At 69.4% G+C, this 22,025-nt stretch carries 22 protein-coding genes; 15 read left to right on the top strand and 7 right to left on the bottom strand.

Annotated features, from left to right (window positions below; all coding sequences use genetic code 11):
• Positions 1-30 precede the first annotated feature (30 nt).
• Positions 31-702 (bottom strand): TetR/AcrR family transcriptional regulator, encoded by a 672-nt coding sequence (locus tag ASF65_RS20615; protein ID WP_055893760.1) that lies wholly within the window; start codon positions 700-702, stop codon positions 31-33.
• 185 nt (positions 703-887) lie between these two features.
• Here ASF65_RS20615 and ASF65_RS20610 point away from each other — a divergent pair, with 185 nt between their 5' ends.
• Both ASF65_RS20610 and ASF65_RS20605 read left to right on the top strand, forming a co-directional pair.
• Positions 888-2,057 carry an HlyD family secretion protein gene (locus ASF65_RS20610; protein WP_244486879.1) on the top strand — a complete coding sequence of 390 codons (1,170 nt, stop codon included), beginning with the start codon at positions 888-890 and terminating at the stop codon, positions 2,055-2,057.
• Between the two features lie 53 nt (positions 2,058-2,110).
• Complete coding sequence (locus ASF65_RS20605; RefSeq protein WP_055893755.1) at positions 2,111-3,688, top strand: DHA2 family efflux MFS transporter permease subunit; 1,578 nt, start codon at positions 2,111-2,113, stop codon at positions 3,686-3,688.
• 22 nt (positions 3,689-3,710) lie between these two features.
• Here the strand turns inward: ASF65_RS20605 and ASF65_RS20600 are convergent, their stop codons facing one another.
• The 5 genes from ASF65_RS20600 to ASF65_RS20580 all read right to left on the bottom strand — a co-directional run bounded on the left by ASF65_RS20600 (position 3,711) and on the right by ASF65_RS20580 (position 7,954).
• Entirely contained in the window at positions 3,711-4,151 is a 441-nt protein-coding gene (locus ASF65_RS20600; RefSeq protein ID WP_055893752.1) for a low molecular weight phosphatase family protein, read from the bottom strand.
• A gap of 58 nt (positions 4,152-4,209) precedes the next feature.
• A complete protein-coding gene (locus tag ASF65_RS20595) occupies positions 4,210-4,674 on the bottom strand; it encodes a UPF0262 family protein (RefSeq protein WP_055893751.1) in 465 nt (154 codons plus the stop codon).
• A gap of 9 nt (positions 4,675-4,683) precedes the next feature.
• Complete coding sequence (gene hisD / locus ASF65_RS20590) at positions 4,684-5,979, bottom strand: histidinol dehydrogenase (RefSeq protein WP_055893750.1); 1,296 nt, start codon at positions 5,977-5,979, stop codon at positions 4,684-4,686.
• A gap of 46 nt (positions 5,980-6,025) precedes the next feature.
• Positions 6,026-6,472 carry a DUF2948 family protein gene (locus ASF65_RS20585; protein WP_055893747.1) on the bottom strand — a complete coding sequence of 149 codons (447 nt, stop codon included), beginning with the start codon at positions 6,470-6,472 and terminating at the stop codon, positions 6,026-6,028.
• Positions 6,473-6,556: 84 nt separating this feature from the next.
• The gene (locus tag ASF65_RS20580) at positions 6,557-7,954 is read right to left on the bottom strand and encodes a dipeptidase (protein ID WP_055893744.1); all 1,398 of its coding nucleotides are present in this window, start codon (positions 7,952-7,954) and stop codon (positions 6,557-6,559) included.
• A 505-nt stretch (positions 7,955-8,459) separates the two neighbouring features.
• Between ASF65_RS20580 and polA the strand changes: the two genes are divergently transcribed.
• From polA to ASF65_RS20515, 13 genes are all read left to right on the top strand, one after another.
• On the top strand, positions 8,460-11,369 hold the full coding sequence (polA, locus tag ASF65_RS20575; RefSeq protein ID WP_055893741.1) for a DNA polymerase I: 2,910 nt from the start codon (positions 8,460-8,462) through the stop codon (positions 11,367-11,369).
• A gap of 11 nt (positions 11,370-11,380) precedes the next feature.
• Positions 11,381-12,079 (top strand): orotidine-5'-phosphate decarboxylase, encoded by a 699-nt coding sequence (gene pyrF, locus ASF65_RS20570; protein ID WP_055893801.1) that lies wholly within the window; start codon positions 11,381-11,383, stop codon positions 12,077-12,079.
• A gap of 14 nt (positions 12,080-12,093) precedes the next feature.
• Positions 12,094-12,390: a DUF1330 domain-containing protein gene (locus tag ASF65_RS20565; protein ID WP_055893734.1), complete on the top strand. Its 297-nt coding sequence runs from the start codon at positions 12,094-12,096 to the stop codon at positions 12,388-12,390.
• The gene (locus ASF65_RS20560; protein ID WP_055893732.1) at positions 12,387-12,956 is read left to right on the top strand and encodes a GNAT family N-acetyltransferase; all 570 of its coding nucleotides are present in this window, start codon (positions 12,387-12,389) and stop codon (positions 12,954-12,956) included. The genes ASF65_RS20565 and ASF65_RS20560 overlap by 4 nt, the downstream gene beginning before the upstream one ends.
• Positions 12,957-13,070: 114 nt before the next feature.
• On the top strand, positions 13,071-14,678 hold the full coding sequence (gene phaZ, locus ASF65_RS20555; RefSeq protein WP_244486878.1) for a polyhydroxyalkanoate depolymerase: 1,608 nt from the start codon (positions 13,071-13,073) through the stop codon (positions 14,676-14,678).
• Between the two features lie 101 nt (positions 14,679-14,779).
• Positions 14,780-15,211: a DUF2852 domain-containing protein gene (locus tag ASF65_RS20550; protein WP_055893798.1), complete on the top strand. Its 432-nt coding sequence runs from the start codon at positions 14,780-14,782 to the stop codon at positions 15,209-15,211.
• Positions 15,212-15,334: 123 nt separating this feature from the next.
• Positions 15,335-16,093 (top strand): M48 family metallopeptidase, encoded by a 759-nt coding sequence (locus ASF65_RS20545; protein ID WP_055893730.1) that lies wholly within the window; start codon positions 15,335-15,337, stop codon positions 16,091-16,093.
• 90 nt (positions 16,094-16,183) lie between these two features.
• Entirely contained in the window at positions 16,184-16,873 is a 690-nt protein-coding gene (locus ASF65_RS20540) for a phosphoribosylanthranilate isomerase (protein WP_055893729.1), read from the top strand.
• On the top strand, positions 16,870-18,093 hold the full coding sequence (gene trpB, locus ASF65_RS20535) for a tryptophan synthase subunit beta (protein WP_055893728.1): 1,224 nt from the start codon (positions 16,870-16,872) through the stop codon (positions 18,091-18,093). The genes ASF65_RS20540 and trpB overlap by 4 nt, the downstream gene beginning before the upstream one ends.
• On the top strand, positions 18,090-18,419 hold the full coding sequence (cutA, locus tag ASF65_RS20530; RefSeq protein ID WP_055893726.1) for a divalent-cation tolerance protein CutA: 330 nt from the start codon (positions 18,090-18,092) through the stop codon (positions 18,417-18,419). The genes trpB and cutA overlap by 4 nt, the downstream gene beginning before the upstream one ends.
• Positions 18,420-18,438: 19 nt before the next feature.
• The gene (trpA, locus tag ASF65_RS20525) at positions 18,439-19,266 is read left to right on the top strand and encodes a tryptophan synthase subunit alpha (RefSeq protein ID WP_055893723.1); all 828 of its coding nucleotides are present in this window, start codon (positions 18,439-18,441) and stop codon (positions 19,264-19,266) included.
• 80 nt (positions 19,267-19,346) lie between these two features.
• The gene (accD, locus tag ASF65_RS20520; RefSeq protein WP_055893720.1) at positions 19,347-20,258 is read left to right on the top strand and encodes an acetyl-CoA carboxylase, carboxyltransferase subunit beta; all 912 of its coding nucleotides are present in this window, start codon (positions 19,347-19,349) and stop codon (positions 20,256-20,258) included.
• Positions 20,259-20,266: 8 nt separating this feature from the next.
• On the top strand, positions 20,267-21,604 hold the full coding sequence (locus tag ASF65_RS20515; RefSeq protein ID WP_055893717.1) for a folylpolyglutamate synthase/dihydrofolate synthase family protein: 1,338 nt from the start codon (positions 20,267-20,269) through the stop codon (positions 21,602-21,604).
• Positions 21,605-21,669: 65 nt separating this feature from the next.
• On the opposite strand, the gene trxA is transcribed toward ASF65_RS20515, so the two are convergent.
• Positions 21,670-21,990 (bottom strand): thioredoxin, encoded by a 321-nt coding sequence (trxA, locus tag ASF65_RS20510; protein WP_055893715.1) that lies wholly within the window; start codon positions 21,988-21,990, stop codon positions 21,670-21,672.
• Positions 21,991-22,025 lie beyond the last annotated feature (35 nt).

Below are 22,025 nucleotides of genomic sequence, written 5' to 3'. Positions count from 1 at the left end.
CCTTAAGGGTGTCGGGCGATCCCGTGCGCGTCAGGCGCGCCGGGGTCCGTATCCCGCCATGAAGAGGCGAACCGCGGAGGCGACCACACGCGCCATCTCGTCGTCCGAGATCGCGGGCGCCTCGTCGTCGAAGAAGCGCCGGCGCAGGATGCCGGCGGTGGCGAGTTCCACGAACTGGGCGGCCGCCAGGGCGACGTCGGGGATCTCCAGCGTGCCGGCCGCGCAGGCCTTTTCGAGATAGGCCGACAGCAGGGCAAGGCCTCGCTGTGGCCCATGCCGGTAGAACTCGCGCCCGACCTCGGGCATGCGGGCGGCGACCGCGATCACCGTGCGCTTGGCATGCATCGCCTCGGGCGACATCACGAGCCGCGCAAGGCGCTGCCCGTAGCGCAGGAGCGTGTCGGCGGGGTCGCCGGGATCGGTGAGAAGCGCCTCCACTTCGGCGAGATAAGCTTCCCGCTCGCACTCGATGAGCGCGCGGAACAGCTCTTCCTTCGACCGGAAGTAGACGTAGAGCGTCGATTTCGAGACGCCGGCCTCGCGCACCACGTCGTTCATCGAGGCCGCATCGAAGCCGAGACCCACGAACGCCCGGCGGGCGCCCTCGAGGATCTGTCGTCGCTTGGTCGGGTCCTCGCCCGCTGCGGCACGACGATCGCTGGGCGTCGACGGGGTCTGTACGAGTTCTGGGAGAGCGGTCACGGTTTCGAGAGCACTTTTCGATAAGGGTGCCGAAATAATCCAGGCGTCGGCAGGGATCACCCTTGCCCTGCCCGGTCATCACGTCTATGTCAACGTCGAACCGAACGGTTCGGTTCGATTTGGGTTCTGCCACTATGTCGAAGTCCGCGTCTCAAAAGTCAAACCCTTCGCTCGACGCCGAGCGCATGTCCGACACGCCGAAGCTCGAGGTCGTCGGCCGCAAGACGGGCGAGAGCGCGCCGCCGGCCGCCAAGTCGGCCGACGCCGCCCCGTCGACGAAGAAGAAGGGCGGGATCGGCAAGAAGCTGCTCCTGCCGCTCGTCATCGTGGCGGCGCTCGGCGGCGGTGCGTGGTACGGCCACCAGTGGTGGGTGGACGGGCGCTTCCTCGTCTCGACCGACGACGCCTATGTCGGCGCCGACATGGCGGTGATGACGCCGAAGGTGACGGGCTATGTCCGCTCCGTGCCGGTGATCGAGAACCAGCCGGTGAAGGCGGGCGACCCGATCATCGAGATCGATCCGGGCGACTACGAACTCGCCCTGCGCTCCGCCGAAGCCAAGATCTCTTCGCAGAAGGCGGCGATCGGCTCGATCGAGGCCCAGCGCGAGGCCGCGCTCGGTCAGGTCGGCGAGGCGGAGGCCAACGTCACGGTGGCGGACGCCGCGGTCGGTCAGGCGGCGCTCAACCTTCAGCGCGCCGAGCAGCTCGCCCGCACCGGAGCCGGTGCCCAGGCGCCGCTCGATCAGGCCCGCTCCGCCAAGGCCGAGGCCGATGCGAAGCTCGTCGGCGCCAAGGCCGCGGTGACATCGGCCAAGGCCAATGTTGGCGTCCTGGATGCCCAGATCAACCAGGGCAACACGACGCTCGAGGGCCTCGAGGTCGCGCGCGATCAGGCGGCCCGCGACCTCTCCTTCACGACGCTGCGCGCGCCCTATGACGGCGTGATCGGCAACCTGTCGGTGCAGGAGGGCGATCTCGTGTCGCCGAGCCGCCGGCTCGCCTCCGTGGTGCCGCTCGACAAGATCTACGTGGACGCGAACTTCAAAGAGACGCAGCTCCACGAGATCCAGGTCGGCGAGACCGTGCGCATCGAGGTCGATGCCCTGCCGGGCGTCGAGGTGAAGGGAACCGTGGTCTCGCTCGCCCCGGCCTCGGGCTCGGTCTTCTCGCTGCTGCCGGCCGACAACGCGACCGGCAACTTCACCAAGATCGTCCAGCGCGTGCCGGTGCGCGTCGCGGTCGATCCGGCCGAGGCCGCCAAGGGCAACCTGCGGCCGGGCCTGTCGGTGACGGCCTCGGTCGATACCCGCACGGCGCCGGCCGGCTCGCACGCTCTCGCCGAGGCCGACTAACCCCCACCCTTCGTCACGGCCGGTCCCGCTTGGGACCGGCAAGGCAGGCTCCTATGTCGTCGATCACCGCCGATACGCCCGTCGCTCGGGCCGATGCGGATCATGTCCCCGCGCGCCGTGTCCTGGCCTTCATGGCCATGGTCTTCGGCATGTTCATGTCGATCCTCGACATCCAGATCGTCTCGGCCTCGCTCGCCGAGATCCAGGCCGGTCTGTCCGCCTCGTCCGACGAGGTGGCCTGGGTCCAGACCGCCTACCTCATCGCCGAAGTCATCATGATCCCCCTGTCCGGGTTCCTCGCCCGGATGCTGTCGACGCGCATCCTCTTCACGCTCGCGGCGGCCGGCTTCACGGCCGCCTCGGCGCTCTGCGCGACGGCGACCAACATCGACCAGATGATCCTCTACCGGGCGCTGCAGGGCTTCATCGGCGGCGCCATGATCCCGAGCGTCTTCGCGGCCGCCTTCACGATCTTCCCGCCGTCCAAGCGCGCCGTGGTCTCGCCGATGATCGGCCTCGTGGCGACGCTTGCGCCGACCATCGGCCCGACGGTCGGCGGCTATCTCAGCCATGCGATGAGCTGGCACTGGCTCTTCCTCGTCAACGTGCCCTTCGGCATCGTCGTTACGCTCGCGGTCTGGAATCTCGTCGATTTCGACAAGCCGGACCTGTCGCTCTTCTCGCGCTTCGACTGGTACGGCCTGTTCGGGATGGCCGCCTTCCTCGGCGCCCTGGAATACGTCCTCGAAGAGGGCCCGCTCGACGACTGGTTCGAGGACGAGGTGATCGTCGTCATGACCGTGGTGCTGGTCGTCGGCGCGCTCGTGTTCTTCTGGCGCGCCTTCACGGCGAAGGAGCCGATCGTCGACCTCACGGCGTTCAAGAACCGCAACTTCGCCTTCGGCTCCCTGTTCTCCTTTATCATGGGCGTCGGCCTCTACGGCCTGACCTACCTCTACCCGGTCTATCTCGGGCGCATCCGCGGCTACGATTCGCTGATGATCGGCGAGACGATGTTCGTTTCGGGCATGGCGATGTTCTTCACCGCGCCGATCTCGGGCAAGTTGTCCACCCGGCTCGATCCGCGCGTGATGATGGCGATCGGCTTCGTCTCCTTCGGCCTCGGAACCTGGCTGATGACGGGCATCACCCACGACTGGGACTTCTACGAGCTCCTGATCCCGCAGATCCTGCGCGGTTTCGGGCTGATGATGGCGATGGTGCCGATCAACAACATCGCGCTCGGCACCCTGCCGCCGCAGGTGATCAAGGGTGCCTCGGGCCTCTACAACCTGACGCGCAACCTCGGCGGCGCCGTCGGCCTCGCGCTCATCAACACGATGATCAACGATCGCACGGCGCTGCACTACGATCGCCTCGCCGAGCGGGTGCGCTGGGGCAGCCAGGTCGCCGAGGACCGGATGGCCGAGATCGCCGCCAACCTGTCGGCGGCGGGCATCGACGGCAACCAGGCGGCGATCGGCCAGATGGTTCAGCTGGTGAAGCGCGAGGCGTCGGTGATGGCCTTCTCCGACGTGTTCCTGTTCCTGACCGGGCTGTTCGTGGCGCTCTGCGCGCTTTGCGTCTTCGTCCAGAAACCGCAGGTCGGCGTGAAGGTCGACGCCCACTGACGGGGGCGCGGCCGGCGGTGGTTCAGCGCCGGCCGAACTCGTCGAGCCGCGCCTTGATGCGGCGGAAGAGGTCGCGATAGGCCTCGAGGATCTGCCCGCGGCTGCCGGATACGGCTGAGGGGTCCGGCATCGGCCAGAACTCCACCGCGGTCGCGTCCGACTCCGTCGCGCTCATCGCCGCGTGGTGGGCTTCCGGCGACAGGGTGACGATGAGGTCGAAGAACCCGTCGGCGAGGTCCTCGTATTTCTGCGGCTTGCGGTCGCCGAGGCTGAGGCCCTCCTCGGCGAGGATCACGTCCACGAACGGGTCGCGCTCGCCGTCCTTGACGCCCGCCGAGGCGACGTAGGTGCCGGGCAGCACGGACCGCGCGATGGCCTCGGCCATGGGCGAGCGGATCGCGTTCATCCCGCAGACGAACAGGATCGAACCCGGACGCTTCGCGCTGCCGCCGGTCTCGCTCAAGGGCGGCCCCTGGTTGTCGATCGGCTGTTCTGCGGGTGATCCATCACAGCCCCTCGTTTCAGTTGCGCCGATGCAGGACGCAGATCAGCGTGAACAGGCGCCGCGCCGTATCCTTGTCGAGCGTGATCTTGCCGGCCAGGCGCTCGCGCAGGAGGTCCGAGCCGTCATTGTGGATGCCGCGCCGGCCCATGTCGATGGCCTCGATCTGCGAGGGCGTCGAGGAGCGGATCGCCTCGTAATAGCTGTCGCAGATCAGGAAGTAGTCGCGGATCACCCGCTTGAAGGGGGTCAGCGACAGGTGATGCGCGGTGAGCGACACGCCCGCCTCGTCGGCGATGTCGAAGACGAGGCGGCGGTCCGCCAGCGCCAGCTTCAGCCGGAAGCGCTCGCCGGAGACGCCCTCGGGCTCGAAGAGGTTCTCCTCGATCAGATCGAAGATCGCCACCGCCCGCTCGTGCTCGATGTCGGCGGAGGCGCGCCCCACCGTTTCGTCGAGATCCACCGAGATCAGCTTGCCCGCCATTCCGGCTCCCTAGAGGTTCAGCCGCACGGCGACGGAGCGGGCATGCGCGTCGAGGCCCTCGACGCGCGCGATCTCGATCGCGGCGGGCCCGAGCGCGCGCAGCGCCTCGGCCGACAGCTGGAGGATCGAGGTGCGCTTGACGAAGTCGAGCACCGAGAGGCCCGACGAGAAGCGCGCCGAGCGCGCCGTCGGGAGCACATGGTTGGAGCCGCCGACATAGTCGCCGATCACCTCCGGCGTATGGCGCCCGAGGAACACGGCGCCCGCGTTGCGGATGCGGGCGAACATCGCGTCCGGATCGGCGGTCGCGATCTCCAGATGTTCGGCGGCGATCCGGTCGGCGAGCGGCGGTGCCTCGGTCAGGAGATCGGAGACGACGACCGTCGCGCCGAACTCGTCCCAGCTCGCGCGCGCCGTCTCGGCCCGCGACAGGCGCTGGAGCTGACGCTCGACCGCCGTCTCCACGGCGCTCGCGAAGGCGGGGGAATCGGTGAGGAGGATCGACTGCGCCGAGCGGTCGTGCTCGGCCTGCGCGAGGAGGTCGGCGGCGATCCAGTCGGGGTCGTTGTCGGCGTCCGCGATCACCAGCACCTCGGACGGACCGGCGATCATGTCGATGCCGACCGTGCCGAACACCTGGCGCTTGGCGCTCGCGACATAGGCGTTGCCGGGGCCGACGATCTTGGCGACCGGCGCGATCGTCGCCGTGCCGTAGGCGAGGGCGGCCACCGCCTGCGCTCCGCCGATGCGGTAGATCTCGTCGACGCCCGCGATCCGCGCGGCGGCCAGCACCAGAGGGTTCAGCGCGCCGCGCATCGCCGGCACCACCATGGCGATGCGCGAGACGCCCGCGACCTTGGCGGGAACCGCGTTCATCAGGACCGAGGAGGGATAGCTCGCCGCGCCGCCCGGCACATAGAGGCCGACCGATTCCACCGCCGTCCAACGGCTGCCGAGCACGGCGCCGATCTCGTCCTCGTAGCGGTCGTCCTTCGGTCGCTGCCGCTCGTGATGGCTGGTGATGCGTCGGTGGGCGAGGGCGAGGGCGTCGAGCGTCTCGCGCGGCGTTGCGCGGAAGGCCGCCTCGATCTCCGCCTCGCCGACGCGCAGGGTTTCCGGCGAGAGCGTCAGCTGGTCGAACCGTTCGGTGAAGGCGATCAGCGCCGCGTCGCCGTCCCGGCGCACCTCGTCGAGGATGGCGCGCACCGTGGCTTCCACGTCGGCCGAGACCTCGCGCTTGGCGGCGAGGAGGTCGCGGAACCGGGCTTCGAAGTCCGGTTCGGCGGCGTTCAGCCTCTGGGGCAAGGCGCGGATCTCCCTCGGGCTGGACGGCCGGGCGCCGGGCGCCGCGTCAGACCCGGTGGAACGGGCGCGACGGGGTGCTCCAGGCGGCGCCGAGATCGGCCAGCTGGACCTCGATACATTCGACTTGGAGCCTTATCGCGGCTTCGCCCGCAAAGACAAGCTCGATCGAGCCGGACGGATCGTCGCCCGGCATCCAGCGCAGCGCAAGCAGCGACAGGACGTCCTCGGGCGCCGCGAGGTCGATGCCGGTGCGGCTGGCGGATAGGACGCGGTCGAAGCGCAGGACGCTGCGCCGGCGCTCCCCCGGCTCGGGCTTGGCGAACCAGCGGCGCGGGCGGGCGGCTTCCCAGGCGAAGCGGTTCATCGGCACGAGGAGGCGGCCCGCCCGCCCGTCGAGCTGCAGATCGCCGACGCGCAGCACCGCGTCCTGGACATGCGCCGAGACGATCGCGAGATCCTCGGCGTCGAGGGCGTTGAGGCGAAGCGGGTCCATGGCGTCGGGTCGAGTTTCCATGCCGGCGCATCTAGCGCGTTCGGGCGCCGGGGAAGGGGCGTCCGAACGCGGAAGGGGTGGGCGTCAGCCCGTTCCCTTTTCGCCAAGAGCGGCCAGCACGCGCGCCCAGGAGCGCTGGCCCTTGGCGAAGGACGACATCTCGTACTTCTCGTTCGGCGAATGGATGCGGTCGTCGCCGAGACCGAAGCCGATCAGGAGCGAGGGCATGCCGAGCCGCCGCTTGAACTCGCCGACCACCGGGATCGAGCCGCCCATGCCGATCATCACGGCCGGCTTCGGCCACTCGTCCGACAGGGCCTCACGGGCCGTCGTGAGGACGGGCGAATCGAAGGGAAGCTGGATCGCCGGCGAGCCGCCGTGCTCGTGGAACTCCGCCGTGCAGTCGGCCGGCAGGCGCTCGGCGACGAAGGCACGGAAGCTCTCCCGGATCTTGGCCGGGTCCTGGTCGAAGACGAGGCGGAAGGAGACCTTGGCATGGGCCTCCGCCGCGATCACCGTCTTGAAGCCCTTGCCGGTGTAGCCGCCCTCGATGCCGTTGACCTCGGCGGTCGGGCGCGACCACGTCTGCTCCAGCACCGAGCGGCCCTTTTCGCCGGCGGGAACCGACAGGCCGACGGAGCCGAGGAACTCGTCCTGCGAGAAGGGCAGCTCGTTCCAGACGCGGCGCACGTCCTCGGGCAGATCCGGCACGCCGTCGTAGAAGCCCGGCAGGGTGACGCGGCCGTCCGCGTCGTGAAGGTCGGCGAGGATCTTCGCCAGAACGCGGATCGGGTTGGCGGCCGCGCCGCCGAAATAGCCGGAATGAAGGTCCATCGACGCCGCGCGGATGGTGATCTCCTCGCCGACGAGGCCGCGCAGGCCGGTCGAGATCGCGGGCGTCTCGCGGTCCCACATGTTGGTGTCGCAGATCAGCGCGACGTCGGCGGTGAGCTCGGCCTTGTTGGCGTCGAGGAAGGGGAGGAGCGAGGGCGAGCCGGACTCCTCCTCGCCCTCGAGGAAGATCGTGACCGAGCAGGGCAGGCCGCCGGTCTCGGCGATGAAGGCGCGGCAGGCCTCGACGAAGGTCATCAGCTGACCCTTGTCGTCAGCGGAACCGCGCCCGGTGATGCGCCGCGTGCCGTCCGGCATGGTCACGACCTTTGGGTCGAACGGATCGGCATCCCAGAGGTTGAGCGGATCGACCGGCTGGACGTCGTAGTGGCCGTAGAACAGGACGTGCGGCGAGCCCTCGGGACCCTTGCGGTGGGCGACGACCATCGGGTGGCCGGCGGTCTCGGCGACGCGCGCCGCAAAGCCGATCGCCTCGAGATCGCCGGTCAGCCACTCGGCGGCGCGGCGGCAGTCCGCGGCATAGGCCGGGTCGGTCGAGATGGAGGGGATGCGCAGGAGGTCCTGCAGGCGCTCCACCGAGCGGTCGAGATTGAGGTCGAGACAGGCGAGCACGCTGTCGAGGTCGGCCATGGAAACGCCCTTTCGCTGGCGTCGCGGGGCGCTGACGCCCCGGACGGGTCCGGCCTTGCGATAGCGCGCCTCGGCGCCGGACGCAAAGCGCGAACGGCAAGCCAGTTCTGTCGCGCCTGCGCAACAGGCGGGGCGAAATCGATGTGCGGGGATTGGAGTGAGGTGAGAAAAGAGCCGTCGCGGACTGGAGGGGGGTTGTCGCGACGGCTCCTTCTCAATAGAGCGGGATCCCGTGAGGGGGGATGGGATCGTCCGCTCCGACATTCGGCTCAAAGCGGGGGACGAGCTTGAGGCCGAAGCACGACGTCATCGTGTGCGTCGTTGCTCAGAAAATGCGCCTTGACAGGTTTAAGTTCAATGGGACTCGATCACGAACGCGTGATCGAAGGCATTAAACCTTTGTAATCTGAAACCCGTGCGCATGGCAGGAAACGCAGGGGTTGCGGAGACCTTCCCGCCCCCGGCGCGATGGACAGGACGCGCCCCCCGCGATACGACCCGTCCCATGCAAAAGGGCGATCATCTCTTCCTCGTCGACGGTTCGGCCTACATCTTCAGGGCCTACCATGCGCTGCCGCCGCTGACGCGCAAATCCGACGGGATGCCGGTGGGCGCCGTGTCGGGCTTCTGCAACATGCTGTGGAAGCTTGTCGAAGAGTCCCGCGACACCTCGGTCGGCGTCGCGCCGACGCATTTCGCCGTCATCTTCGACCACTCCTCGACGACGTTCCGCAACGCGCTCTACGACGGCTACAAGGCCAACCGCCCGGCGCCGCCCGAAGACCTTCGCCCGCAGTTCGGCCTGATCCGCGAGGCGGTGCGCGCCTTCGACCTGCCCTGCGTCGAGAAGGAGGGCTTCGAGGCCGACGACCTGATCGCGACCTATGCCCGGCTCGCGCGGGAAGCCGGCGGGGACGTGACGATCGTCTCCTCCGACAAGGACCTGATGCAGCTCGTCGGGCCCGGCGTCATCCTCTACGACCAGATGAAGGACAAGCGCCTCGGCCCGGAGGAGGTGCGCGAGAAGTTCGGCGTCTATCCCGAAAAGATGATCGACCTCCAGGCGCTGGTCGGCGACAGTTCCGACAACGTGCCCGGCATTCCCGGCATCGGCCCGAAGACCGCGGCCGATCTCCTGGAGACTTTCGGCACGCTGGAGGCGCTCTTGGAGCGCGCGGGCGAGATCAAACAGGCCAAGCGCCGCGAATCGATCGTCGCCAACGCCGAGCAGGCGCGCCTTTCGAAGCGCCTCGTCACGCTCGACCAGAACACGCCGCTCGACGTGGCCCTCGACGACCTCTTCATCCACGAGCCGGACGGCGAGAAGCTCGTCGCCTTCCTGAAGGCGATGGAGTTCACGACGCTGACGCGCCGCGTCGCCGCCAAGCTCGGCACCGACGCCGCCGACGTCGCGCCCGCCAAAGTGGACGCCAAGGCCCCCGCGCGCGGGCCCGACCTCGATGCGGCCGCGCCGGCCGGCGACGCGCAGCTCGCCATGAGCCCGAAGGCGCTGGCCGCCGAGCGCCTGGCCGCGGCCGCCTCGCAGCCCATCGACCGCTCCGCCTACGTGACCATCCGCGACGCGGCGACGCTCGAGCGCTGGATCGCGCGCGCCTACGAGACCGGCATCCTCGCCTTCGACACCGAGACGACCTCGCTCGATGCGATGAAGGCCGATCTCGTCGGCCTGTCCTTCGCCGTGGCGCCGGGCGAGGCCGCCTATGTCCCGATCGCCCATGTCGGCGAGGGGGCGGGCGACCTCCTGTCGGGCGACGAGGCGAAGGAGGGCGTCGGCGCGCAGATCCCGCTCGGACGCGTGCTCGATCTCCTGAAGCCGGTGCTGACCGATCCCGCGATCCTGAAGATCGGCCAGAACGTCAAGTACGACTATCTCGTCATGCTCCGGCACGGGATCGCGCTCGCGCCTTTCGACGACACGATGCTGATCTCCTACGTGCTCGACGCCTCGTCGTCGCTCGAGGGGCATGGCATGGACGAATTGTCCGAGCGCCTCCTCGGCCACAAGCCGATCAGCTACCGCGAGCTCGTCGGCACCGGCAAGGCGGCCAAGGCCATCGCCGCCTGCCCGATCGACAGGGTGACGGAATACGCCGCCGAGGACGCCGACGTGACGCTGCGCCTCTGGCGGGTGCTCAAACCCCGGCTCGCCGCCGAGGGCATGGTCTCGGTCTACGAGCGGCTGGAGCGGCCCCTCGTGCCCGTCCTCGCCCGCATGGAGGAGCGCGGCATCCGCGCCGACCGGCAGATCCTGTCGCGCTTGTCCGGCCGGTTCGCGCAGAAGGCGGCGGGCCTTGAGGCCGACATCCACATTTTGGCCGGCGAGCCCTTCAACGTCGGCTCGCCCAAGCAGCTCGGCGAGGTCCTGTTCGACAATTTGGGGCTGCCGGGCGGCAAGAAGACCAAGACCGGGCAGTGGGCGACCGACGCCAAGCTCCTGGAAGACCTCGCAGCCCAGGGCCACGACCTGCCGCGCCGCATCGTCGACTGGCGCCAGATCACCAAGCTGAAGGGCACCTATACCGACGCGCTGCCGGTCTACATGGACGCGAACGAGCGCATCCACACGTCCTACTCGCTGGCCTCGACGACGACCGGCCGCCTGTCCTCCTCGGAGCCCAACCTCCAGAACATTCCCGTGCGCACGCAGGAGGGCCGCGAGATCCGCACCGCCTTCGTCGCGGCGGGCGGTCACAAGCTCCTGTCGGCCGACTACAGCCAGATCGAGCTGCGGCTCCTCGCCCACATGGCCGAGATCCCGCAGCTCGTCGAAGCCTTCCAGTCGGGCCAGGACATCCACGCGACCACCGCGTCGGAAATGTTCGGCGTGCCCGTGGAAGGCATGCCGTCCGACGTGCGCCGCCGCGCCAAGGCGATCAACTTCGGCATCGTCTACGGCATCTCGGCCTTCGGCCTCGCCGCCCAGCTCGCGATCCCGCAAGGGGAGGCGGCAAGCTACATCAAGCGCTATTTCGAGCGCTTCCCTGGCATTCGCGACTTCATGGACCGCACCAAGGCCTTCGCCAAGGAGACGGGCTATGTCGAGACCCTGTTCGGCCGGCGCGCGCACTATCCCGACATCCGCTCGAGCAACCCCCAGGTGCGCGCGGCCGTCGAACGCGCCGCGATCAACGCCCCGATCCAGGGCACGGCCGCCGACATCATCCGCCGCGCGATGATCCGCATGGAGGATGCGCTGCGCGCCGAGCGCCTGTCGGCCCGCATGCTCCTGCAGGTGCACGACGAACTCGTGTTCGAGGTACCGGACGAGGAGATCGAGGCGACGATCCCGGTGGTGAAGCGCGTCATGGAGGGCGCGGCCGACCCGGTGGTGGAACTCGTCGTGCCGCTCGTCGTCGACGCGCGGGCCGCCGGCAACTGGGACGAGGCACACTAGAGATGAGCGACATGAACGCGCCGAGCCCCCGCGACCGACTGATCGTCGGCCTCGACGTATCCTCGCGCGGCGAGGCCGAGGCGATCGTCACGGAGCTCGAGGACGAGGTCGGCTTCTACAAGATCGGCTACCAGCTCGGCTTTGCCGGCGGACTGCCGCTCGTCGGGGAACTCGCCCGCATGGGCAAGAAGGTCTTCCTCGACCTCAAGCTGCACGACATCTCCAATACGGTGGAAAAGGGGATCGAGAGCATCGCGGGGCTCGGCGCCGCGATGACCACGATCCACGCCTATCCGCAGGTGATGCGCGCGGCCGCCCGGGCGGCGGAGGGCACGAGCCTCTGCGTCCTCGGCGTCACGGTCCTCACCTCCCTCTCCGACGAGGATCTTCGAGAGTCCGGCTACGGCGGTTCGGTATCGGACCTCGTGGAGCTGCGCGCGCGCCAGGCGGCGGACGCCGGGATCGGCGGCATCGTCGCCTCGGCGCAGGAGGCGGCACTGGTGCGCGAGCTTCTCGCACCCGGCATGGCGCTGGTGACGCCCGGCATCCGCCCCGTCGGCAGCGAGGCCGGCGACCAGAAGCGCGTCGTCACCCCCGGCGATGCCCTGCGCAACGGCTCCACCCATCTCGTCGTCGCGCGGCCCATCATCGCGGCCCCCGACCGCCTGGCCGCCGCCCGCGCGATCCTCGCCGAAATGCGCGACGCCTGAACAGGAGACCACCCATGCCGAAGGCCTACTGGATCGCCCGCGTCGACGTCCACGATCCCGAGCGCTACCCGGACTACGTGACGACGGCCGCTCCGGCGATGCAGCGCTTCGGCGCGCGCTTCCTCGTGCGCGGCGGCCCGTTCCAGGCGCTGGAAGGCTCGTCGCGGACCCGCAACGTCGTGATCGAGTTCGCCTCGATGGAGGACGCGATGGCCTGCTACAACTCGGTCGAATACCAGGCGGCGAAGGCGATCCGCGAGGTGGTCTCGGAGGCCGACATCGTGATCGTCGAAGGCCACGAGCCGAGTTGAACGGACGCAAGGCGTTCCGGGGCATGGCGCCCGACGGCTACCGCATCCGCATGATGGAGCCGGGCGAGGCCGAGCGGCTGCGCGCGATCGACGCCGCGGCCGACCGGCTCCTGATCGAGGCCGGACACATCCCCGACACCGGCCCCGCGCCGATCGAGAGCTTCGTGCCCTTCCTCCTCGCCCACGAGGTCTTCGTGGCAGAAGTGAAGGGTGGCGAGGCGGTGGGCTTTGCGGCCGCCGCGGACCTTGCCGACCTCACGAAGGACCCGGCCGCGAGCGGCTGCTACTGGCTGTCGGGCCTCGGCGTCGATCCCGCCCACGGGCGTCGCGGCCTCGGCTCGGCGCTTCTGGCCAGCGTCGTCGAGCGGGCCGGGTGGTTCTTCCACAGGGCGGTGGGCCTCTCCACGGCGCGCGGCCTGCCGTTCGGCGAAGGTTTCTACGCGCAGCGTCGCTTCGTCGCGGTCGATGACGCCGCTCTCACGCCAGCCCTGCGCCAGCGACGCGATGTGGAATGGCCGGCCGGAGCGCCCGATGGCTCGCGGATCGTCATGGTTCGTTGGCTGTGACGGCAGCGTGTTCAAGGCGTTAGTCGGGCAATTAACTTGCACGGCACCAATTCGGTGCCATGTTCTACGGACCGGGCCGCTTCGGCTCCTTCCGTTCCATCATCGTGGGAGTGCATGTTGTACGAATTCTACGAGTGGAACCACGCGGTCCTCGCCCCCTTCCGCGCGGTGGCCGACGCGACGAAGGCGATCTACCAGAACCCGATGAACCCGATCTCGCACACCGAGATGGGTCGCACGGTGGCCGCGATGGCCGAGCTCTTCGAGCGCACCACGCGCGTCTACGGCAAGCCGTCCTTCGACCTCCACGACACGTTCGTCGACGGCATGCGCGTACCGGTCGTCGACAAGCCGGTCTGGCAGAAGCCGTTCGGCACGCTTCTCCATTTCGAGCGGGCGCTGCCCGAAGGCCGCAAGCCCGACCCGCGCTTCCTGATCGTCGCCCCGATGTCGGGCCACTACGCCACGCTCCTGCGCGGCACGGTCGAGGCGCTTCTGCCCTACGGCGAGATCTACATCACCGACTGGCAGGATGCGCGCACCGTGCCGCTGTCGGCCGGCCGCTTCGACCTCGACACCTATGTCGACTACGTCATCGAGATGCTGCGCTTCCTCGGCCCCGGCGTGAATGTCATCGGCGTCTGCCAGCCGGCGGTGCCGGTGATGATGGCCGTCGCCCGGATGGAGGAAGACGAGGATCCCTGCCATCCCGCGACGATGACGCTGATGGGCGGGCCGATCGACACGCGCGTCAACCCGACGGCGGTGAACAAGCTCGCTAAGGACAAGGGCATCGACTGGTTCCGCCAGAACGTCATCATGAAGGTGCCGTTCCCGCAACCCGGCTTCATGCGCGAGGTCTATCCCGGCTTCCTGCAGCTCACCGGCTTCATGTCGATGAACCTCGACCGCCACCTCATCGCCCATAAGGACTTCTTCTGGCACCTCGTGAAGAACGACGGGGATTCGGCCGACAAGCACCGCACCTTCTACGACGAGTACAACGCGGTGATGGATCTCACCGCCGAGTTCTACCTCCAGACGGTGGAGGAGGTCTTCATCAAGCATTCGCTGCCTCGCGGCACGATCACCCATCACGGCAAGCGGCTGGACATGGGCAAGATCCGGCGCACGGCGCTGCTCACCGTCGAGGGCGAGAACGACGACATTTCCGGCGTCGGCCAGACCCGCGCCGCGCACGACCTCTGCCGCAACATCCCCGACGACATGCGCGTCCACTACCTGCAGCCGAAGGTCGGCCATTACGGCGTCTTCAACGGCTCGCGTTTCCGCGCCGAGATCGCGCCGCGCATCGTCGACTTCGCGCTGACGCATGGCCATCGCGCCGCGCCGACGGCCCCGGTCGCCGAAGAGGCCGCCGACGAGGCGAGCCTCCAGCCGCCCGCCGCGCTCGAAGAGGCGAGCCTGCCGGAGGATGCCGTGGCCTCGGCCGTCGCCGTGTCGGGCGACGTGCCGTTCGGCGCGGCCGAGACGCATGACGGCTCCGAGCCGGAGGCATCCGCGCCGGACACGGCACCGCATGCAGGCGATGCCCTGCCGTCGGTCGTCGCTGGTCTCACCGAGGCCCCGTTCGGTGCGGCCGAGACGCATGCCAGCTTCGAGCCGCCCGCGCCGCCGGTACCGGACGAGGCAGGCGACCACCTGTCGGGCGCCCCGATCCTGCTCGACGCCATCCGCGAGGCGAAGAAGCACGGTCGCTGACGTCTCACGCCGTCTTGCGTTGAAGCGGAAGAAATCCGTCACCATGTCATGAAGCGGGATCCTCGCCCGCTTCCCATGGGCACTGGTTGATGGACACCGACATGACGTCACAAGCTTTGATCCGTCCCGCCTGGACGCCGGCCACGATCGCGCTGATGGTTCTGGGCTTCATCGTGTACTGGCCGCTCGGCCTGGCCATGATCGCCTACATTCTCTGGGGCGATCGCCTCGAGGTCTTCCGCCGCGACGTCGGCCGGGCGACCGACAGCGTTGCCGCGACCTTCCGCCGTTCGGGCGCGCGCACGCCGTTCGCGGCCGAGCGCACCGGCAACGTCGCCTTCGACGACTGGCGCGAGGCCGAGCTGAAGCGCCTCGACGAGGAGCGCGCCAAGCTCCACCGTATGAGCGCCGACTTCGAGGCCTATGCGCGCGAGCTGCGCCGCGCCAAGGACCAGGAGGAGTTCGACCGCTTCATGACCACGCGCAAGCGCAAGGGCGACGTGGTGGACGCCGAGTTCGTCGACGTCCGCTAAGCGTCGGGAACCTCTCGATCGATCGGGCCGCCGGCATCGCGCCGGCGGCCTTTTTCGTGGGCGTTGCCGGAGGCGCCCGGCGCGGCGTATGAAGCCGGTCAAGGCGATGCGAAGCGGCGGACGATGGCACGAGGGCTCCTGGAACGGCTGACGGGACGAGGGCTGAAGGCCGCCTTTCCCGAGACGCTGATCCTCGGCGATCGGCCGGTGCGCCTCGAGGTCCGCGAACACCCGACCGCACGGCGGATCGTCATGCGGCTGGCGCCGGGCGGCGGGGCGCTGCGCCTCACCGTGCCACGCCGCACCCCCGCCCGCACGGTTCTCGCCTTTCTCGACCGCCACCGCAGCTGGGCGGAGGAGCGCCTGTCGGCGGCGCCCGGCCGCGCCCGCATCGCGCCGGGGATGCTCCTGCCGATGCGCGGCGTTCCCCATCGGCTCGTGCACGATCCGGCCTGCCGCACGGCGCGTTTCGAGACGGCGGGCGGGGAGGCGACCCTGCGCGTCGGCGGCGACCTGCCGCATCTCGCGCGCCGGGTGCGCGACGTTCTGAAGCGGGAGGCGCGGCGCGATCTTCAGGCGGCGGTCGATCGCCATTCTGCCACGGTCGGCCTCCTGCCGCGTTCGCTGACGCTGAAGGACACCACCAGCCGCTGGGGCTCGTGCACGGCCGACCGCAAGCTCGCCTTTTCCTGGCGCATCGTCATGGCGCCGCCGGCCGTCCTCGATTACCTCACCGCCCACGAAGTGGCGCATTTTCGCGAGATGAACCATGCGCCGGCCTTCTGGACCCTGTGCCGCAGCCTCTGCCCGGAAACCGAGGCCGGGCGGCGATGGTTGAAGGAGCGGGGCTCGGAGTTACATGCCTTCGACTTCGACCCCTGAGCCAGACACCCCGCGCTTTACACCGTGGGGTCTCCGGCGCGATAAGTGCCTGTTGAGCTTTCCGTTTCGCATCCGAAAGTGTCCCCCAGCGTGACCCGCCCGCATATCAAGATCTGCGGCCTCAAGACCGAAGGCCATATCGACACGGTGCTCGCGCGCGGCTGCTCGGAGGTGGGCTTCGTCCATTTCGAGCGCAGCCCGCGCCATCTGTCGATCGAGGACATGATCCGCCTGCGCGCCCATGTCGGCGGCCGGGCGCTGGTGACGGTCGTCACCGTCGATGCCGACGACGACTTTCTCAAGCGGCTCGCCGCCCGCGTCCGCCCCGACGTGATCCAGCTGCACGGGTCCGAGACGGCGGCGCGCGTCGCCGCGGTGCAGGCGCTGACCGGGGCGACCGTGATGAAGGCGATCCCCGTGGCCTCGGTGGCCGATCTCGAGGAGATCGAACGCTTCCGCCCCGTCGCCGACCGTATCCTTCTTGACGCGCGCGCGCCCAAGACTTCGAACATTCCGGGCGGCAACGGCGTGTCCTTCGACTGGGGCCTTCTCGACGCCCTCGAGACCCGCGACTTCACGCTGTCTGGCGGCATCAACCCGGACACGATCGAGGCGGCCGTTCGGCGCGTCGCGCCGCGCGGGCTCGACGTCTCGTCGGGCGTCGAGCGCGAGCCGGGCGTCAAGGACGACGGCCTGATCCATCGCCTGTTCGATGCCTTCGAGGCGGCCGTCGAGGCCGGTCCGCTCACCCATCACGAAGAAAAGCGCAGGTTCGCATGACTGAGATCCCGACCCCGAACTCCTTCCGCATGGGGCCCGACGAGGACGGCCTGTTCGGCCAGTTCGGCGGCCGTTTCGTCGCCGAAACGCTGATGCCGATCATCCTCGACCTCGAGGACGCCTATCGCACGGCCAAGACCGACCCGGCCTTCCGCGCCGAGCTCGACGACCTGCAGACGCACTACACCGGCCGCCCCAGCCCGCTCTATTTCGCTGAGCGCCTGACCGAGCATTTCGGCGGCGCCCGCGTCTACTTCAAGCGCGAGGAGCTGAACCACACCGGCTCGCACAAGATCAACAACTGCCTCGGCCAGATCCTGCTCGCCCGCCGCATGGGCAAGACGCGCATCATCGCCGAGACGGGCGCCGGCCAGCACGGCGTGGCGACCGCCACAGTCTGCGCACGCTTCGGCATGCCCTGCGTCGTCTTCATGGGCGCCACCGACGTCGAGCGCCAGAAGCCGAACGTCTTCCGCATGAAGCTGCTCGGCGCCGAGGTGCGGGCGGTGACCGCGGGCGCCGGCACGCTGAAAGACGCGATGAACGAGGCGCTGCGCGACTGGGTGACGAATGTTTCCGACACCTACTACCTCATCGGCACCGCCGCGGGCCCGCATCCCTATCCCGCCATGGTGCGCGACTTCCAGCAGGTGATCGGCGACGAGACGCGACAGCAGATGCTGGACGATACCGGCGCGCTGCCCGATGCGGTGGTCGCCTGCGTCGGCGGCGGCTCCAACGCCATCGGCATGTTCCGCGCCTTCCTCGACGATCCGTCCGTCGCGATCTACGGCGCGGAAGCCGGCGGCCACGGCATCCATATCGAGAACGGCCACGCCTCCTCGATGAGCGGCGGCCGGCCGGGCGTCCTCCACGGCAACCGCACCTACCTCCTGCAGGATGCCGCCGGGCAGATCATGGAAGGCCATTCGATCTCGGCCGGTCTCGACTATCCCGGCGTCGGCCCCGAGCATTCCTGGCTGCGCGACACCGGCCGCGTCACCTACGTGCCGGTGACCGACGAGGAAGCGGTCGACGCCTTCCACCTGTGCACGCGCCTCGAGGGCATCATCCCGGCGCTCGAATCCGCCCACGGTCTCGCCCATGTCGGGAAGCTCGCGAAGACCATGGGCCGCGAGCAGTCGATCGTGCTCTGCCTGTCGGGGCGCGGCGACAAGGACGTCAACACGATCGCGGCCCGGATGGGCCTCGAGATGTGACGCATCCCGGCGCGCTCGACGTCACCGTCGCCTGTCCCGACGAGGCGACGGCGCGCGAGATCGCCGACAGCCTGCTCGGCCGGCGGCTCGTTGCCTGTGCGCAGCTGTCCGCGCCGGTCGAGAGCCGCTACCGCTGGAACGGCGCACCGGAGAGCGCGCGCGAGGTCGTGCTGGTCCTGAAGACGCGCGCCGACCTCTTCGAGCCGGTGGCCGGCGCGATCCGCGCGCTCCATCCCTACGAGGTGCCGGCCATCACGGGACAGGCCGTGATGGCCGACGCGCCGACCTTGAGATGGATCGCCGACGCCTGTATCGCATCCTCATGACGAACGGCCGGGGCACACCATGACGACACGCATCGAGACGCGCTTCGAGGCACTGAAGGCGGAAGGGCGCCCGGCGCTCGTCACCTTCATCATGGCGGGTGATCCCGATGCCGGCACGACGCTGGAGATCCTGCGCGCGCTGCCCGGCGCCGGTGCCGACCTGATCGAACTCGGCATGCCCTTCTCCGACCCGATGGCCGACGGCCCGGCGATCCAGCGCGCTGGGCTCCGTGCGCTCCAGGCCGGCGAGACGCTCGGCCGCACGCTCGACACGGTTCGCGCCTTCCGCCGGGAGGACGATGCGACGCCGATCATCCTGATGGGCTACTACAACCCGGTCTTCATCTACGGTGTCGAGCGCTTCGTGGCCGACGCGAAGAACGCCGGCGTCGACGGCCTGATCGTCGTCGACCTGCCGCCCGAGATGGACGGCGAGCTTTGCCTTCCCGCGATCGAGGGCGGCCTCAACTTCATCCGCCTCGCGACGCCGACCACCGACGAGCGGCGCCTGCCGGCGGTTCTGAAGAACACGTCCGGCTTCGTCTACTACGTCTCGGTCAACGGCATCACCGGTTCTGCGGCGCCGGACACGACCGCCGTCGCGGCCGCCGTCGGGCGCATCAAGGCGAAGACGCCGCTGCCGGTCTGCGTCGGCTTCGGCGTGCGCACGGCCGAGCAGGCCAGCGCGATCGGCCGCCACGCCGACGGCGTCGTGGTCGGCTCGGCGCTGGTCGCCGCGGTCGAGGCGGCGCAGGACGGCGGGACGCCGGCCATGGTCGAGGCCGTGACCGCGCTGGTGCGCGATCTCGCCGGCGGCCTTCGGGACGCCCGCCTTGCGGCCGCCTGAAAAGGCCGCCATCTAGCAGTCAAAGGCCGGGCCGCCGCAGCGCTGCGCCCGCCGCACGTGTTTCGAAGGACCAGGCTCCCGTGAACTGGATCACCAACTACGTCCGCCCGAAGATCTCGAGCCTTCTCGGCCAGCAGCCGCGCGAGGTGCCGGAAAACCTCTGGATCAAGTGTCCCGAGACCGGCGAGATGGTCTTCCACAAGGACCTCGAGGCCAACCAGTACGTGATCCCGTCCTCGGGCTTCCACATGCGCATCGGCGCGCGCGACCGGCTGACGACCTTCTTCGACGACGGAATCTTCGAGGAGATCACGCTGGAGAAGGTGCCGGTCGATCCGCTGAAGTTCCGCGACGAGCGCCGCTATGTCGATCGCCTGAAGGATTCCAAGGCCAAGACCGGCATGGAGGATTCCGTCCTCGTTGCCTGCGGCGCAATCGAGACGCTGCCGATCGTCGCCGCCGTGCAGGATTTCGCCTTCATGGGCGGCTCGCTCGGCATGGCGGCGGGCGAGGCGATCGTGACCGCCGCCGAAACGGCGGTGGAGCGCTCGCGCCCGCTTGTGCTCTTCGCCTCCTCGGGCGGCGCGCGCATGCAGGAGGGCATCCTGTCGCTGATGCAACTGCCGCGCACGACGGTCGCGGTCGACATGGTGAAGGAGGCGGGGCTTCCCTACATCGTCGTCCTCACCAATCCGACGACGGGCGGCGTCACCGCTTCCTACGCGATGCTGGGCGACGTCCACATCGCCGAGCCGGGCGCGCTGATCGGCTTTGCCGGTCCGCGCGTCATCGAGCAGACCATCCGCGAGAAGCTGCCCGAGGGGTTCCAGCGCTCCGAGTACCTGATGGAACATGGCATGGTGGACATGGTCGTCCACCGGCATGAGCTGAAGGGCACGATCGCTCGCCTCCTCAAGGTGCTGACGAAGACGCCGCTGGCGGTGCCCGCCGAAGAGGCGACGCCGTCCGCCGAATCCGCCGCGGCCGCCTGACGGGCGCGATGAGCGCGACCAGCCTTGCGGCGGGCGAGATCACCCGCCTCCACGAGCGCATGCCGAAGGGCATCGATCTCGGCCTCGACCGCATCCGCCGGCTTCTGGCCGCCCTCGGCGAGCCGCAGCACCGGCTCCCCCCGGTGATCCACGTCGCCGGCACCAACGGCAAGGGATCAACGGTCGCCTTCGCGCGCGCGATCCTCGAAGCGGCAGCCAAGGGCGTCCACGTCCACACCTCGCCCCATCTCGTCGACTGGCACGAGCGCTACCGGATCGCCGGCACGGCGGGCGGGCGCGGTGCGCTGGTGGACGACGCACTTCTCGCCGAGACGGTGCGGCGCGCGGCGGCCGCCAACGGCGACGAGACGCTCACCGTCTTCGAGCTCCTCAGTGCCGTCGCCTTTCTTCTGTTTTCCGAGCACCCGGCCGATGCCGTGCTGCTCGAGGTCGGCCTCGGCGGACGCTTCGACGCGACCAACGTGGTGGATCGCCCGGCGGTGACCGCGGTCACCTCGATCTCGCTCGACCATCAGGCCTATCTCGGCGACCGCGTCGAACTGATCGCCGCCGAGAAGGCCGGCATCTTCAAACGCGGCTCGCCCGTCGTGATCGGCCCGCAGACGGAGCCGACGGCGCTCGAGGTCCTGCGCGACCACGCCCGGCGCACCGGCGCGCCGGTCTTCATCCACGGGCAGGAATTCCACGCGATCTCCGAGCGCGGCCGCCTCGTCTATCAGGACGAGTACGGGCTTCTCGACCTCGCGCTGCCGCGCCTTCCCGGCCGACACCAGATCGGCAACGCCGCAACCGCGATCGCCGCCGTGCGCGCCGCCGGCTTCAACCCCAGCGCCACCGAAATCGAGCGCGGCATCGCGGCGGCCGAATGGCCCGGCCGCCTCCAGCGCATCACCGCCGGTCCGCTGGTCGCGCTGGCGCCCGAGGGCTCCGAGATCTGGCTCGACGGCGGGCACAATCCGGGCGCCGGCCTCGTCATCGCCGAGGCGATGGCCGACATGGAGGAGCGGGTGCCGCGGCCTCTGGTCCTGATCGCCGGCATGCTGAACACCAAGGAGCCGAAGGGCTTCTTCGAGGCCTTCGCGGGCATGGCGCGCCACGCCTTCACCGTGCCGATCCGCTCGTCGGATGCAGGCGTCGATCCGGTGGTGCTGGCGGACGCCGCGCTGGAGGCCGGGCTCGACGCCGAGCCGGCGGCCGACGTGTCGGCGGCGATCCGGCGCGTCGCCTCGCACTGGCGCGGCGGGCCGGCCCCGCGCTTCCTGATCTGCGGCTCGCTCTATCTCGCCGGCGACGTCCTCGCCGAGAGCGGCCTCGCGCCGCGCTGACGCCCCACGAAAAAAGCCCGCGGCCGGTGAGGGCCGCGGGCTTGGCGTTGCGACCGAGCGATAGCTCAGGCGGCGTTCTGGTTGATCCAGGCGAGAAGCTGGCTCTTGGCGGCAGCGCCGACCTTCACCACCGGCTCCTGGCCGGGGTTGAAGAGCATCAGCGTCGGGATCGAGCGCACGCCGAACTGCGCGGCGAGATCCGGGTTCTCGTCGATGTTGACCTTCACGATCGACACCTTGTCGTTCTCCTCGGAGATTTCCTCGAGGCTCGGCGCGATCATCTTGCAGGGGCCGCACCACTCCGCCCAGAAGTCGACGACGACCGGCTTGCCGGCCTCCAGAACGTCGGACTGGAACGAGGAACTGTCGGTCTTCTTGGTGGCCATGGGGCGCTCCGATGACGCAATGGCTGCGAGTTGAG

It is taken from the genome of Aureimonas sp. Leaf324 (assembly GCF_001423245.1).
Lineage (GTDB): Bacteria > Pseudomonadota > Alphaproteobacteria > Rhizobiales > Rhizobiaceae > Aureimonas.
This window is presented reverse-complemented; position numbering and strand designations above follow the sequence as displayed.

Bases quoted from the DNA above. Each gene is read 5' to 3' on its own strand.
- ASF65_RS20610 (WP_244486879.1), top strand. From the start codon at position 888: ATGTCCGACACGCCGAAGCTCGAGGTCGTCGGCCGCAAGACGGGCGAG.
- ASF65_RS20605 (WP_055893755.1), top strand. From the start codon at position 2,111: ATGTCGTCGATCACCGCCGATACGCCCGTCGCTCGGGCCGATGCGGAT.
- ASF65_RS20595 (WP_055893751.1), bottom strand. From the start codon at position 4,674: ATGGCGGGCAAGCTGATCTCGGTGGATCTCGACGAAACGGTGGGGCGC.
- ASF65_RS20585 (WP_055893747.1), bottom strand. From the start codon at position 6,472: ATGGACCCGCTTCGCCTCAACGCCCTCGACGCCGAGGATCTCGCGATC.
- ASF65_RS20580 (WP_055893744.1), bottom strand. From the start codon at position 7,954: ATGGCCGACCTCGACAGCGTGCTCGCCTGTCTCGACCTCAATCTCGAC.
- polA (WP_055893741.1), top strand. From the start codon at position 8,460: ATGCAAAAGGGCGATCATCTCTTCCTCGTCGACGGTTCGGCCTACATC.
- pyrF (WP_055893801.1), top strand. From the start codon at position 11,381: ATGAACGCGCCGAGCCCCCGCGACCGACTGATCGTCGGCCTCGACGTA.
- ASF65_RS20565 (WP_055893734.1), top strand. From the start codon at position 12,094: ATGCCGAAGGCCTACTGGATCGCCCGCGTCGACGTCCACGATCCCGAG.
- phaZ (WP_244486878.1), top strand. From the start codon at position 13,071: ATGTTGTACGAATTCTACGAGTGGAACCACGCGGTCCTCGCCCCCTTC.
- ASF65_RS20550 (WP_055893798.1), top strand. From the start codon at position 14,780: ATGACGTCACAAGCTTTGATCCGTCCCGCCTGGACGCCGGCCACGATC.
- ASF65_RS20545 (WP_055893730.1), top strand. From the start codon at position 15,335: ATGGCACGAGGGCTCCTGGAACGGCTGACGGGACGAGGGCTGAAGGCC.
- trpB (WP_055893728.1), top strand. From the start codon at position 16,870: ATGACTGAGATCCCGACCCCGAACTCCTTCCGCATGGGGCCCGACGAG.
- trpA (WP_055893723.1), top strand. From the start codon at position 18,439: ATGACGACACGCATCGAGACGCGCTTCGAGGCACTGAAGGCGGAAGGG.
- ASF65_RS20515 (WP_055893717.1), top strand. From the start codon at position 20,267: ATGAGCGCGACCAGCCTTGCGGCGGGCGAGATCACCCGCCTCCACGAG.
- trxA (WP_055893715.1), bottom strand. From the start codon at position 21,990: ATGGCCACCAAGAAGACCGACAGTTCCTCGTTCCAGTCCGACGTTCTG.